The 15,565-nt window shown below is 72.6% G+C and carries 2 protein-coding genes; both read left to right on the forward strand.

The features are described 5' to 3' along the window. Positions 1–15: 15 nt before the first annotated feature. A complete protein-coding gene (locus AB5J51_RS40915; protein ID WP_369780508.1) occupies positions 16–7,779 on the forward strand; it encodes an amino acid adenylation domain-containing protein in 7,764 nt (2,587 codons plus the stop codon). A gap of 10 nt (positions 7,780–7,789) precedes the next feature. After that, the gene (locus AB5J51_RS40920) at positions 7,790–15,553 is read left to right on the forward strand and encodes an amino acid adenylation domain-containing protein (RefSeq protein ID WP_369780509.1); all 7,764 of its coding nucleotides are present in this window, start codon (positions 7,790–7,792) and stop codon (positions 15,551–15,553) included. The last annotated feature ends 12 nt before the right edge of the window (positions 15,554–15,565 follow it).

Genomic DNA, 15,565 nt, shown 5'->3' on the forward strand with positions numbered 1-15,565 from the left:
CGATTTGGAGAAACAATGATCCCGTTGTCGTTCGCGCAGCGTCGGCTGTGGTTCGTGGACCGGTTCGAAGGCCCTTCGCCGACCTACAACGGCGCTTTCGCCCTGCGGCTGACCGGTGAGCTGAACGTGGGTGCGCTGGAGACGGCGCTCCGCGATGTCATCGACCGGCACGAAGTCCTCCGTACGGTGATCGTCGAGGGCGACGACGGCATCCCGCACCAGGAGGTGCTGGCGTCCGGCCACAAGCCGTTCGAACTGCCGCTCGTCGAGGTGGCGGAGGAGGAGCGGGCGGCTGCCGTCGGCGCGGCCGCCGTCGAGACCTTCGACCTCGCCACCGACGTGCCGATCCGCGCCACGCTGGTGCGGACCGGCGCGCTCGACCACACCCTGGTCCTCGTGGTGCACCACATCGCCCTGGACGGGGAGTCCCTCGGGCCGCTGCTCCGCGACCTCACCACGGCGTACTCGGCCCGCAAGGAGGGCGACGCCCCCGTGTGGGAGCCGCTCCCGGTGCAGTACGCGGACTACACGCTGTGGCAGCAGGACATGCTCGGCGACGAGTCCGACCCGGACAGCCTGGCGGCCCGGCAGCTGGAGTACTGGCGCGAGGCCCTGGCCGACATGGCGCAGCCGCTGGCCCTGCCGACGGACCGCCCGCGCCCCAAGATGACGAGCCCCCGCGGCGACCTGGTCAAGTTCCCGATCGAGCCCGACCTGCTGCGCGCCGTGGAGAAGGTGGCCGCGGAACAGGACACCACGGTGTCCATGGTCATGCAGTCGGCGCTGGCGGTGCTCCTGCACCACCTCGGCTGCGGTGACGACGTGCCCCTCGGTGCGCCGATCGCCGGCCGCACCGACGAGGAGCTGCGCGACCTCGTCGGGTTCTTCGTCAACACCTGGGTGCTGCGCGTCGACCTCTCCGGCAACCCGACCTTCCTCGAGCTGCTCCAGCGGGTGCGCGACCGGGCCCTGGCCGCGTACGACAACCAGGACATGCCGTTCGAGCGCCTGGTGGAGCTGCTCAACCCGGACCGGTCCACCGCCTACCACCCGTTCTTCCAGGTGATGCTCGCCTGGCAGGAGCCCCTGGGGGACCTGGAGTTCGCCGGCCTCGGTGTCGAGTCCGAGACGCTCGAGACCGGAACGGCCAAGTTCGACCTGTTCTTCAACATGATCCCGGACGGCGCCGGCGGGGCCGGAGTCCGTCTGGAGTACGCCACCGACCTGTTCGAGCGGGCGACGGTCGAGCTCCTCGGGGACCGTTTCGTGCGCGTGCTGGGCCGGCTCGTGGCCGACTCGGAGCGCGCCATCGGCGGCATCGACGTGCTCGACGCGGCCGAGCGGGACCTTCTGCTCGTCGAGTTCAACGACAACGACGACGCCACGGCGGCGTCCGAGCTGACGGTCCCGGAGCTCTTCGAGAGCCAGGCGGCCAGGACCCCGGACGCCCCGGCGATCCTGTGCGACGGCCGGACGCTGACCTACCGGGAGCTCGACGAGCGGGCGAACGCCGTCGCGTGGGAGCTCGTCCGGCGCGGTGCCGGGCCGGACGACCTGGTGGTCCTGGCACTGCCGCGTACCGAAGACCTGGTCGTCGGCCTGCTCGGCATCCTCAAGTCCGGTGCCGGCTACGTGCCGATGGACCCGCAGTACCTCGCCGGACGCGCGGAGACCGTGCTGTCCGAGGCACGCCCGCGCTTCGTGGTCACCGACACCGCGACGGGGCGGGAACTGCCGCAGAACGACATGTCGAGCATCAACCTCGACCTCCGCGCCGAATGGGACGCGCCCCGAGGGGCCCTGGACAACACCGGCCGCATCTCGCCGCTGGGCCCCGACAACCTGGCGTACGTGATGTACACCTCCGGCTCCACGGGCAAGCCGAAGGGCGCGGCGATCACCCACCGCAGCGTCGTCAACGGCGTGCAGGAGCTGGTGCGCGTCATCGACGCGCCGGCCGGCTGGAAGATGCTCGCCGGCACCTCGGTGAACTTCGACGTCTCGGTCTTCGAGCTGCTGACCACCCTGTCCACCGGCGGCACCGCCGAGGTCGTGCCGAACGCGCTGGCGCTCGCCGAGCGCGACGGCTGGGACGGCCACGTCATCAGCGGCGTCCCCTCGGTGCTCGGCGAGCTCGTCGGTCACCTGCACAAGGCGACCGACGTGCGCACGGTCGTCCTCGCGGGCGACGTGCTCCCGGCCCGCCTGGTGCGCCAGGTCCGCGAGGCCCTGCCCGACGTGCAGATCGTGAACTCCTACGGGCAGAGCGAGAGCTTCTACGCCACCACCTTCTCCCTCGCGGCGAGCGAGGAGTGGGCGGAGAGCGACGTCGCGCCCATCGGCACCCCGCTGGGGAACATGCGCGCCTACGTGCTGGGCCCGGGCCTCGCCCCGGTGCCGCAGGGCGTCATCGGCGAGCTGTACGTGGTCGGCACCTGCCTCGGCCGCGGCTACCACGACCGCCCGGGCCTGACCGCCGAGCGCTACGTGGCGAACCCGTTCGCCGCCGGCGAGCGGATGTACCGTACGGGCGACCTCGCCCGCTGGAACGCCCGCGGCCAGCTGGAATGCGTCGGCCGCGGTGACGGCCAGGTCAAGGTGCGCGGCTTCCGCATCGAGACCGCCGAGGTGGAAGCGGCGATCACGCAGCACCCCGGTATCAGCGAGGCCGTGGTGATCGGCCGCGAGGTGGGTTCGGCCGGGCGCCGGCTCGTCGCCTACGTGGTGCACACCGGCGAGGGGGCCGTCGGCGACGACGGCGCCGGCGGTATCGGCGACGTGGACGTGCAGGCCGGAGCCTCGGCCGCCGAGCTGCGCAAGTTCGTCGCGGCACGGCTGCCCGACTACATGGTGCCGTCGGCCTTCGTGGCCGTCAGCCAGCTCCCGCTCGGCGCGACCGGCAAGCTGGACCGCTCTGCGCTGCCCGAGCCGGAGTTCCTGGGCGAGGCCTACCGGGAGCCGCGCACCGAGGCCGAGAAGATCATCACCGCCGCGTACGCGGACGTGCTCGGCGTGGACCGGGTCGGCATCGACGACGACTTCTTCGCCGTGGGCGGCGACAGCCTGCGCTCGATCCAGGTCGTGGCCCGCGCCCGGGCCCGGGGCCTGGAGCTGACCACGCGGGAGATCTTCGAGTGCCGCACTGCGGAGCGGCTGGCCGAGGTGGCCTCCGACCGCAAGGACCGGGTGCCGGTGCTCGCGGAGCTCGACGGCGGCGGCGTCGGCGAGCTGGCGCTGCAGCCGGTGGCGCAGCACGTGTTCGAGCACGGCGGCGGGATCAACCGTTTCGCCATGTCGATCGTGCTCGAGCTGCCCACGGGCATCGACGAGAGCGGACTGGCCGCCACGCTGGACGCCGTGCTCGACCGGCACGACCTCCTGCGCGCGCAGCTGGTGCGCGGCGGCGAGCCCTCCCTCGTCGTCCGTCCGCAGGGCGCGGTGCGCGCGGCGGACCTGATCCGCCGCGTGCCCGTCGCCGGCGGGTGGGACGACCCCGCCGCCCTGGAGGCGGCGAAGGCGGAGGTGGACGCCGCGGCCGGCCGGCTCGACCCGGAGGCCGGCACCATGGCCGACTTCGTCTGGTTCACCGCGGACTCGGGTGCGGGCAGGCTGCTCGTGGTGCTGCACCACCTGGTGGTGGACGGCGTCTCCTGGCGCATCCTCATGTCCGACTTCGCCGAGGCCTGGCAGCAGGTCAAGTCCGGCAAGGCGCCGGAGCTTCCCGAGGTCGGCACCTCGGCCCGCCGCTGGGCGGCGGCGCTGGAGTCCGAGGCCCTCTCCCCGGAGCGGGAAGAGGAGCTGGACTACTGGCGCGACATGCTCGAGTCGCCCAACCTTCCGCTGGGCGAGCGGGCGTTCGACCCCGCCGTGGACGTCATGTCCACCCTCGAGACCGTGCGCGTGCAGCTGCCCGCCGAGGTCACCGAGGCGGTGCTGACCAAGCTTCCCGCCGCGTTCAAGGGCACCGGCACCGACGTGCTGCTCGCCGCGCTCGCCCTCGCGGTGAACCGCTGGCGCGGTGACGACCGTTCGACCCTGGTCCGCCTGGAAGGACACGGGCGCGAGGAAGAGGTCGTCCCCGGAGCGGACCTCTCCCGGACCGTCGGATGGTTCACCAGCATGTACCCGGCCCGGGTCGACGTGCAGGGCGTGGACCTGGCCGACGTGCTCGCGGGCGGCTCCGCCGCCGGCAAGGCGATCAAGCTGGTCAAGGAGCAGCTGCGCGGTGTCCCGGACAAGGGACTGGGCTACGGCCTCCTGCGCTGGCTGAACCCGGAGACCGCCCCGCAGCTCGAGGACTACGCGGCGCCGCAGATCGGCTTCAACTACCTCGGCCGGATCTCCGACGCCGACGTGCCCGAGCACCTGCGCGCCGAGGGATGGGTACCGGCGGACTGGTCCGCCCAGCTGATCCCGATGCCCGACCCGGACCTGCCCGCGCTGTCCGCGCTCGAGGTCAACTCGGTCGTCACGGACACCGCCGACGGCGCCCGGCTCCAGGCCGTCTTCATGTTCCCCACCGGGGTGCTCTCCCGCGAGCGGACCGCCGAACTGGCCGAGCTGTGGGTCGAGGTGCTGCACGGCATGGCCGCGCACGCCGCACGCCCGCAGATCGGCGGGCTCACGCCCTCGGACGCCCCGCTGGTCTCGGTGAAGCAGCACGAGATCGACGAGTGGGAGGAGCGCTACGGCCGGCTCGTCCAGGTGTGGCCGCAGGGCCCGGGCCAGTCCGGCATCCAGTTCCAGGCGGCGCTCGCCGACGGCACCTTCGACGTCTACCACATGCAGTTCCTGCTGCACCTGACCGGGCACGTGGACCCGGCGCGCATGCGGGCGGCCGGGCAGGCGCTCCTCGAGCGGTACCCGAACCTGCGCTCCGCGTTCGTGTCCGGAGCCGACGGCGATCCGGTCCAGGTCGTGGCGGAGCACGTCGCCATCCCCTGGCAGCACATCGACCTGACCGGCCTCGACGAGGCCGCACAGGAAGCCGCGGTCGACAAGGCCCTCGCCGACGACCGGGCCGACCAGCTCGACCCCACCCGCCCGCCGCTGATCCGGCTGGCCCTGCTCACCTGCGGGCCGCAGAAGGCGAAGCTCATCATCACGGCGCACCACACCCTGTTCGACGGGTGGTCGTCGCCGCTGGTGATCAAGGACCTCGTCCGGCTGTACGGCGGCACCGAGGACCTCGCCCCGGTCCGCAGCTACGGCGACTACCTGGGCTGGCTGTCCCGGCAGGACCGGGACGCATCGGCCGCCCGGTGGAAGGACGAGCTCGCCGAGTTCGACCAGCCGACCCTCCTGGCCGCGGACCTTCCCGAGAAGGGCGAGGCCTCCCGCCTCGGCCGCGTCGAGGTCCCGCTGTCGATCGACAAGGGCCGGGAGCTCGCCCGGCGTGCCGCGGAACTCGGCGTCACGCTGAACACGCTGCTCCAGGGCGCGTGGGCGGTCCTGCTCTCGAAGCTGACCGGCCAGGACGACGTCGTGTTCGGTGCGGCCGTCAACGGCCGCCCGGCGGACCTGGTCGGTTCGGACGAGATGGTCGGCCTGTTCATCAACACCCTGCCGACCAGGGTGCGCTGCCGACCGGGCCAGACCGTCGGCGAGGTCATCGCCGATCTGCAGGACCGGCAGATCTCACTGCTCGACCACCACTACTACGGCCTGGCCGACATCCAGCGCGGCGTCGGACTGCCCGCCCTGTTCGACACGATCGTGGTGTTCGAGAACTACCCGATCGACCGCGAGGGCATCGTCGAGGCGAACGACTCGGCAGGCTTCACCATCGACGCGATCCGGCCGTTCGCCGGCTCGCACTACCCGCTCACCCTCAACTCCTCCGACCCGTACCTGCGGCTCTCCCTCGACTACCAGACCAACCTCTTCGAGCGCGACGCGGCCGAGGAGATCGCCGCCCGGCTCGTTCGGGTGCTGGAACAGGTGCTCGAGGACCCGAAGAAGCCGGTCGGTGCCATGGAGGTGCTGTCGGCACAGGAGCGGGACTGGCTGGTCAAGGGGATCAATGACACGGCACATCCGGTGGCGGCGGACACTCTGCCGGGCGCGTTCGAGGCTCAGGTGGAGCGCACCCCTGACCGTGTGGCGCTGATCGGCGAGCACGAGACGCTGACCTACGGCGAGTTCAACCGGCGCGCGAACCGGCTGGCGCACTGGCTGGTCGAGCAGGGTGCCGGCGCAGAGCGGCTGGTCGCCGTGAAGATCCCCCGCTCGGTGGACCTGATGGTGGCGATCTACGCGGTGGTGAAGGCCGGTGCGGCCTACCTGCCGATCGACACCGAGCTGCCCGAGGACCGGGTGCGGCGCGTGCTGGACAGTGCGAAGCCGCTGCTGGTGCTCGACGCGGACCTTCCGGACGTCTCCGCGTACCCGGAGACGAACCCGGAGCGCGCACTGTCGCCGGACAACGCGGCGTACGTCATCTTCACCTCCGGCTCCACCGGCCGTCCCAAGGGCGTGCAGGTGGCGCACCGGGCGATCCTGAACCGGCTCAAGTGGGGTCTGGCGCACTTCGACGTCGGCATTGAGGACCGGGTGCTGCTCAGCACGACGGCCAGCTTCGACGTCTCGGTGCCGGAGATCTTCGCACCGCTCCAGGTCGGCGCCGCGGTCGTGATCGCGCGTCCCGACGGGCGCCGGGACCCGGCCTACCTCGCCGACCTGATCCAGCGGGAGCGGGTCACCGGAGCGGACTTCGTGCCCTCCCTGCTGGAGGCGTTCGTCAACGAGCCCGCGGCCAAGGAGTGCACCAGCCTGCGCTGGATCGAGGTCGCCGGCGAGGCGTTCCCGCCCGCGCTGGCCAACCGGGTCGTCGACGTGCTGCCCGGCTGCGGCGTGCACAACCTCTACGGGCCCACCGAGGCGTCCGTCGAGGTCACGGCGTACCAGCACGTGCCGGGTGCCGACCGGGTGCCGATCGGCGCCCCCGTCTGGAACACCCAGGTGTACGTGCTGGACGAGGCGCTGCGCCCGGTCGCGCCGGGCGTCACCGGCGAGCTGTACCTGGCCGGCACCGGGCTCGCCCGCGGCTACCTGGGACAGACGGAGCTGACCGCGAACCGGTTCGTCGCCTGCCCCTTCGGCGAGCCCGGAACCCGGATGTACCGCACCGGCGACGTCGTGCGGTGGAACCAGGACGGCCAGGTCGAGTACATCGGCCGGTCCGACTTCCAGGTCAAGCTCCGCGGCTTCCGCATCGAGCTCGGCGAGATCGAGACGGCGCTGGCCAAGCACCCGGACGTCGACGGCGCGGTGGCCCTGGTCCGCGAGGACCGCCCCGGCGACCAGCGGCTCGTCGCGTACGTGGTGACGGGCAAGGGCGAGGCCCAGCCGGACCTCACGGCCCTGACGGACCTGGCCCGGGAGAACCTGCCGGAGTACATGGTCCCCTCGGCGATCGTGCCGCTCGCGGCCTTCCCCACCACGCCGAGCGGGAAGCTCGACCGCAAGGCGCTCCCCGCACCGGACCACACGGAAGCCGCGGTGACCGGACGGGGGCCCCGCAACCACAACGAGGAAGTCCTCTGCCGGCTGTTCGCCGAACTGCTGGGTCTCGAGGAGATCGGCATCGACGCCGACTTCTTCGACCACGGCGGGCACTCGCTGCTCGCCACCCGGCTGACCGGACGCATCCGCAACGAGCTCAAGGTCGACGTGAAGGTCACCACCGTCTTCCGCAGCCCGACCGTCGCCCAGCTGGCGGCCCGGCTCGAGAAGACGGGCACGTCGAACCGCCCCCAGCTTCGCCCGATGAACGTGTAGGAGTACGTCGATGATCCCGTTGTCCTTCGCACAGCGTCGGCTGTGGTTCCTCCACCGTCTGGAAGGCCCGTCCGCGACCTACAACATCCCGTTCGTGCTGCGCCTGGACGGGCCGCTGGACACGGCGGCCCTGGCCGCGGCGGTGACGGACGTCGTCACCCGGCACGAGAGTCTGCGCACCCTGATCGCCGAGAACGCCGACGGCACCCCGGAGCAGCGGATCGTGCCCGCGCAGGAGGCCCCCCTCCAGTTCCGGGTGGTCGACGTGGCCGCGGACGCGGCGGAGGCGGCGGCCGCCGAGGCCGCGTGCGAAGGCTTCGACCTCGACACGGAACTCCCCCTGCGGACGACCGTGCTGCGGATCTCCCCGCAGGAGCACGTGGTGGTGTTCGTGATCCACCACATCGCCGCGGACGGGGCGTCGATGGCGCCCTTCATGCGGGACCTGCTGGCGGCCTACGACGCCCGCCTGCAGGGCGGTGCGCCGCAGTGGGCTCCTCTTCCGATCCAGTACAAGGACTACACGCTGTGGCAGCGCGAGGTCCTCGGCGACGAGGAGGACCCGGACAGCGTCGCCGCGGCGCAGCTGGACTACTGGCGCACCGAACTGGCCGGGGTCCCGCAGCCGGTCCAGCTCCCGCTGGACCGGCCGCGGCCGACGGCGGCCGACCACCGCGGCGGCCACGTCGACTTCGAGCTGGAACCGGAGCTCCTCGCCGGAGTCGCGAAGCTCGCAGGGGCGCACGGCGCCACCGCGCCCATGGTCGCCCAGACCGTGCTCGCGGTGCTCCTGCACCACCTCGGCGCCGGCAACGACCTGACCATCGGCAGCCCGATCGAGGGGCGCGCCGACGAACAGCTCGACGACCTGATCGGCTTCTTCGCCAACACCTGGGTGCTGCGCGTCGACCTGTCGCAGAACCCCTCGTTCGGCGACCTGCTGGACCAGGTCCGCGACCGGGCCCTCGCCGCGTACGACAACCAGGACGTGCCGTTCGAGCGCCTGGTGGAGCTGCTGAGCCCGGACCGCACCACCGCCTACCAGCCGCTGTTCCAGGTCATGCTGGCCTGGCAGTTCGAGTGGTCGCAGATCGAGATACCGGGTCTGCGCATCACGCCCGTTCCGGCGGGCACCGGCACCGCCAAGTTCGAGCTGTTCTTCAACATCGTCCCGGCCCCGGCCGGGGGCGCGTACGGGCGCCTGGAGTACGCGACCGAGCTGTTCGACCACGCCACGGCCCAGAGCCTCGTCGACCGCTACGTGCGCGTGCTGCGCCAGGTGGTCGCCGACTCCGGGACGCGGCTCGGCGGGGTGGACGTGCTCACCGACGCCGAACGCAACTGGCTGACCAAGCTGAACGAGACGACGGCAGCGGTGCGCGGCACGACGGTGCCCGAGCTCGTCGCCGCCCAGGCGGCGCAGACGCCGGACGCGACCGCGGTGGTGTCCGGAGCGACCACGCTGTCGTACCGGGACCTCGACGCCCGCGCCAACCGGCTGGCCGCGGTCCTGCGGGACCGCGGTGTCGGGCCGGACGTCCTGGTCGCCGTGGCACTGCCGCGGACCGCGGACCTGGTGGTCGCGCTCCTCGCCGTGCTCAAGGCCGGCGGCGCCTACCTGCCGATCGACCCCAACTACCCCGCCGCGCGGATCGACCTGCTGCTCGACACGGCCGACCCCGCCCTGGTGCTGACCGACTACCAGACGGCGCCGACCGTGTCCAAGTGCCGCCAGCCGGTGCTCCACCTCAACGACCTGAGCCTCGAGGGCCGGGCCGTGGAGGCCCCGGACGTCCGTATCGGGCCGGACAACCTGGCCTACGTGATGTTCACGTCCGGGTCGACCGGCACGCCCAAGGGCGTCGCCATCACCCACGGCAGCGTCGTCAACGGTGTGCAGGACCTGCGCCGGACCGTGCAGGTCGAGGCGGGCTCCCGGATGCTCGCCGCGACCTCGGTGAACTTCGACGTCTCCGTGTTCGAGATCTTCACCGCGCTGACCGCCGGTGCGAGCGTCGAGGTCGTCCGCGACGTACTCGAACTCGGCGAGCGCGGCAGCTGGTCCGGCACCACCATCAGCGCCGTGCCCGCGGTGTTCTCCGCGCTGCTCGACCAGATCACCGACGCCCCCGGCGGCCTCGAACTCGACGTGGACACCGTCGTCTTCGCCGGCGAGGCCCTCTCGGCCGACCTGGTCCGCAAGGTGCGCCGGGCCCTGCCCGGCGTCCGGGTCGTCAACGCCTACGGCCAGACGGAAAGCTTCTACGCCGCCACGCACACGCTCCCGCAGGAGTCGGACGAGACCGGTGCGGTACCGGTCGGAGCACCCCTGGCCAACATGCACACCTACGTGCTCGGGCCGGAGCTCACCCCGGTCGCGCCCGGTGTGATCGGCGAACTGTACGTCGGCGGTCTGATCGCCCGCGGCTACCACGGCAACGGCGCCATCACCGCCGAGCGGTTCGTCGCATCCCCCTTCGGTCCCGCCGGCGCACGCATGTACCGCACCGGTGACCTGGCCCAGTGGGACGAGAACGGCCGGCTGAAGTACGCGGGCCGCGCCGACAACCAGGTGAAGGTCAACGGCATCCGTGTCGAGCCGACCGAGATCGAGGCGGCCCTCGGCCGGCACCCCGCGGTCGGCCAGGCCGTGGTCACCGTCCGCGAGGACCACACCGGCACCGCGCGGCTCGTCGGCTACGTGGCCCCGGCGGGCGCCGCCGACGGCGAAACCGCCCAGGACGCCGCTCTCTCCTCCGCGGACCTGCAGCGGTTCGTGGCCAAGAGGCTGCCGGACTACATGGTGCCCGCGCTGATCATGGTGCTGGACCGGCTGCCCCTGAACGCGAACGGAAAGCTGGACCGGGCCGCCCTGCCCGAGCCGGAGTTCGCCCGCACCGAGTTCCGGGCCCCGCGAAGCGAGGCCGAGCGGGTCCTGGCCGAGGTGTACGCGGACGTGCTCGGCACCGAGCAGGTCGGCATCGACGACGACTTCTTCACCAGCGGCGGCGACAGCATCCGCTCGATCCAGGTCGTGGCGCGCGCCAAGACGCGCGGCGTCGTGGTCAGCACCCGGGAGATCTTCGAGCAGCGCACGGTCGCCCGCCTCGCGGAACTGGTCGAGGGCCGGAAGGGAGAGGAGCGGGTCGTCCTGGCCGAGCTGCCGGGCGGCGGCGTGGGCTGGGCCCCGCTGCCCCCGACGGGCGCGCACGTGCTGGGCCTCGGCGGCGGAACCGGCCGGTTCTGCATGTCCGCGCTGCTCACCCTGCCCGAGGACATCGACCGTACGGGCCTGGTCGCCACGCTCCAGGCCGTGCTGGACCGGCACGACGTGCTGCGCTCCCGCCTCGACCGGGCGGAGCCGGGCCTGCGCATGGAGCCCGCCGGCAGCGTGGACGCCGGCGCCCTGGTGCACGAGGTCCGCTACGCCGGCGCCGACGTGCAGGCCGAGCTGGACGCGGCCGCGGACCGGCTCGACCCGGACGCGGGCGTCATGGCCCAGTTCGTGTGGCTCACCTCCGCCGACGAGGCGGACCGCCTGCTGATCGTGCTGCACCACCTGGTCGTCGACGGCGTGTCCTGGCGCATCCTGGTGCCGGACCTGGCCGCCGCGTGGAAGCGGGTCCGCGAGGGCCTCGCCCCGGAAGCGGCCCCGGAGAGCACCTCGCTGCGCCGGTGGATGCACGCCCTGGCCGACGAGGCCGCCACCCCGGAGCGGGTGGCCGAACTGCCCCTGTGGCAGGAGATGCTCAGCGGCGACGAGCCCGTGCTCGGCGCCCGGGAGGTGGACCCGGCGCGCGATGTCACGGCCACCGTGGACACCGTACGCATCCAGGTGCCGGCCGACGTCACCGCGACCCTGCTCGACACGGTGCCCGCGGTGTTCCGCAGCGGCGTCGACGACGGGCTGCTGACCGGCCTGGCGCTCGCGCTCGCGCAGTGGCGCCGGACCCGCGGAGTGTCCGGGGACTCGACGCTGGTCCGGCTCGAAGGCCACGGCCGCGAGGACCACCTCGTGCCCGGCGCCGACCTGTCCGGCACGATCGGCTGGTTCACCGCGATGTACCCGGTGAAGCTGGACCTGACGGGCATCGACGTCGCGGACGCGTTCGCCGGCGGCCCCGCCGCCGGCCGGGCGGTCAAGGCCGTCAAGGAACAGCTGCGCGCCGTGCCGGACAACGGCATGGGCTACGGCCTGCTGCGCCACCTCAACACGGAGACCGCCGCCGCGCTCGCCGGCCGGCGGGAGCCGCGGATCGGCTTCAACTACCTCGGCCGGGCGTCCAGCGCGGACATCCCCGAGGAGCTGCGGGGCCTCGGCTGGGCGCCGGACACCACGCACCGGGACCTGATCGCCGCGCCCGACGCGGACATGCCGGTGCTGTCGGCGCTGGAGATCAACGCCGTGGCCGCCGGCGACGAGCTGACCGCCTACTTCGGCTTCCCGACCGGCGTGCTCACCCGCGACGAGGTCACCGAGCTGGCCGGCCTGTGGGTCGAGGCGCTGACCGCCCTGGCGCGGCACGCCGCGACCCCCGAGGCCGGCGGCCTGACCCCGAGCGACGCACCCCTGGTCGAGGTGGGCCAGCAGGAGATCGACACCTGGGAGGCGCAGTTCGGCAAGCTGTGCCGGATCTGGCCGACGACCCCGGTGCAGTCCGGGATGCTCTTCCACACGATGCTGGCCGGCGCCGAGTTCGACGCCTACCACATGCAGCTGGTGTTCCACCTGTCCGGCGACGTCGACCCGGAGCGGATGCACCGGGCCGCACAGGCCCTGCTGGCGCGCCACCCCAGCCTCCGCGCGGCGTTCGTCAACCGGGCGGACGGCGACGTGGTGCAGGTCGTGCCGGAGACGGTGTCGCTCCCGTGGCAACACCTCGACCTGACCGCCCTCGAAGAGGCGGAGCGGACCGAGCAGTTCGAGGCGTTCCTCGCCGAGGACCGGGGCGCCCACTTCGACGTGGCCACCCCGCCGCTGATCCGCGTGGCGCTCGCCGTCCTCGAGCACGGCCGCGCCGAGCTCGTGATGACCGCCCACCACGTGCTCATCGACGGCTGGTCCATGCCCCTGCTCATGCAGGACCTGCTGCTGCTCTACGCGTCCCACGGCGACCCGTCCGGGCTGCCCGCGACCCGGGACTTCGGCGAGTTCCTGTCCTGGCGCGCCCGCCAGGACCAGGAGGAGACCGCCCGGGTGTGGGCGGCCGAGCTGGAAGGCGTCGAGGAGCCGACGCTGCTCGCTCCCGGCTCCGAAGGCAAGGGCGAGGGTGTCGGCCAGGTCGACATAACGCTCCCCGAGGACGAGGCCCGCGCCCTGGGCCGGCGCGCCACCGAGCTGGGCGTCACCGTCAACACCCTGGTCCAGGGTGCCTGGGCGCTGCTGCTCGGCCAGCTCACCGGCCGCCAGGACGTGGTGCTCGGCGCCACCGTCTCCGGGCGCCCGCCCGAGGTGACGGACGTCGACTCGATCGTCGGGATGTTCATCAACACCCTTCCCGTACGCGTCGAGTACGGGCCCGGCGACACCCTCGCCGAGGTCCTCACCCGGCTGCAGGGCCGGCAGGCACGTCTCCTGGACCACCACTACCACGGGCTCTCGGAGATCCAGCAGTCCGTCGGCCTGAAGTCCCTCTTCGACACGCTGGTCGTCTTCGAGTCGTACCCGGTCGACGAGGAGGCCATCGGCGCCGCCTCCGACGCCGCGGACGGGATCGCCTTCACGGGCCTGCGCGCGGCCACCGGCACCAACTACCCGCTCACCCTGATGGCGGCGCTCGACCCGCACCTCCACTTCATCCTCCAGTACACGCAGGGCGTCTTCGAGCAGGACGCCGTGGAGGTGATCGCGGCCCGCCTCGTGCGGATCCTGCGTCAGCTGGCGGCCCGCCCCGACCTGAAGGTCGCCGAGGTCGACATCCTGGATCCGGCCGAACGCGACCGGCTGCTCACCGGGTTCAACGACACGGCCGTCCCCACTCCGGACGTCACGGTCGGCGAGCTCGTCGAGGCACAGGTGGCGCGGACCCCGGACGAGGTCGCCGTGGTCGCCGAGGGCGAGTCGCTCACGTACCGCGAACTGGACGCCCGGGCCAACCGCCTGGCGCGCGAACTGGCCGGACGCGGGGTGGGCCCGGAGTCGGTGGTCGCGGTGTCGCTGCCGCGGTCGGCCGGCCTGGTGGTCGCGCTGCTCGCAGTCCTGAAGGCGGGCGGCGCGTACCTGCCGGTCGACCCCAAGTACCCCAGCCACCGCCTCGAGGCCATCCTCGGGGAGGCCCGGCCGCGCCTGGTCCTGACGGACTCCACGACGGTCGGGGTGCTCCCGGAGCACGACGCCCCGGACGTCTTCCTCGACAGGCTCGACCTGTCCGGAGACGGCACCGGCCTCGGTCTGCCGCTCCACGCGGACCAGCTGGCGTACGTCATGTACACCTCCGGCTCCACGGGCAAGCCCAAGGGCGTCGCCATCACCCACGCCAACGTGGTCAACGGTGTGCTGCGGCTCGCCTCCCGCGTGGGCATGGAGCCGGGCAAGCGGCTCCTCGCGGGCACCTCGGTCAACTTCGACGTCTCGGCGTTCGAGATCTTCACGACCCTCGCCTGCGGCGGCGTCGTCGAAGTGGTCCGGGACGTCCTGGTCCTGGGCGAGCGGGAGGGCTGGAGCGGCAGCGTCATCTCCACCGTGCCGTCCGCCTTCGCCGAACTCGTCGACGAGATCTCCGGCCGCACCAGGGTGGAGACGGTCGTCTTCGCCGGCGAGGCCCTGCCCTCGTCGCTCGTCGAGAAGACGCGGAAGGCCTTCCCCGGCGTACGGGTCGTCAACGCCTACGGGCAGAGCGAGTCGTTCTACGCGACCACCTTCGCCGTCCACGGCGACATGCAGGCAGGGACGGGCAGCACGCCCGTCGGCACCCCGCTCGGCAACATGCGGGCCTACGTCCTCGGACCCGGCCTGACGCCGCTGCCGCCCGGCGCGGTCGGCGAGCTGTACGTCGGCGGCAGCGTGGGCCGCGGTTACCACGGCCGCGCCGAACTGACCGCCGAGCGCTTCGTCGCCGACCCGTTCGGCCCGTCCGGCGCCCGCATGTACCGCACCGGTGACCTGGCCCGCTGGAACGCCGACGGCGCCCTGGAGTACGCGGGCCGCGGAGACGCGCAGGTCAAGGTGCGCGGCTTCCGCGTCGAGCCCGGCGAGGTCGAGGCCGCGGTCACGGCGCACCCCGGGGTCGCGCAGGCCGTCGTCATCGCCTGCGAGGGGCGCGCCGGCAGCTCGAGCAAGCAGCTGGTCGCGTACGTCGTGCCCGTCGTCACCGGCGAGGACACGAAGGCCGGTGACGGCTCCGGCCCGTCGAGGAAGGAGCTGCACGGCTTCGTCTCGGAGCGGCTGCCGGACTTCATGGTGCCGGCCGCCTTCATGTTCCTCGACCGGCTGCCGCTCGCCCCGAACGGAAAGCTGGACCGCGCCGCGCTGCCGGAGCCGGAGTACAACGGCGCCGCCTACAGGGCGCCTCGAACCCCGCGCGAGGAGACTCTGGCCAAGCTGTTCGCCGAGGTGCTCGGCGTGGAGCGGATCGGCATCGACGACGGCTTCTTCGAGCTCGGCGGGCACTCGCTGCTCGCAACTCGCCTGATCAGCCGGGCACGCGCCGAGATGGGGATCGAGATTCCGATCCGGAAGATCTTCGACCTGCCGACGGTGGCCGCGCTCGCCGCCTGGTCGCAGGAGTCGGCCGCTCCCCGTCGCCCCAGCCTGCGCCAGATGATCGTCAAGTAAGGATGTGAAGTA

It is taken from the genome of Streptomyces sp. R33 (assembly GCF_041200175.1).
Taxonomy (GTDB): domain Bacteria; phylum Actinomycetota; class Actinomycetes; order Streptomycetales; family Streptomycetaceae; genus Streptomyces; species Streptomyces katrae_B.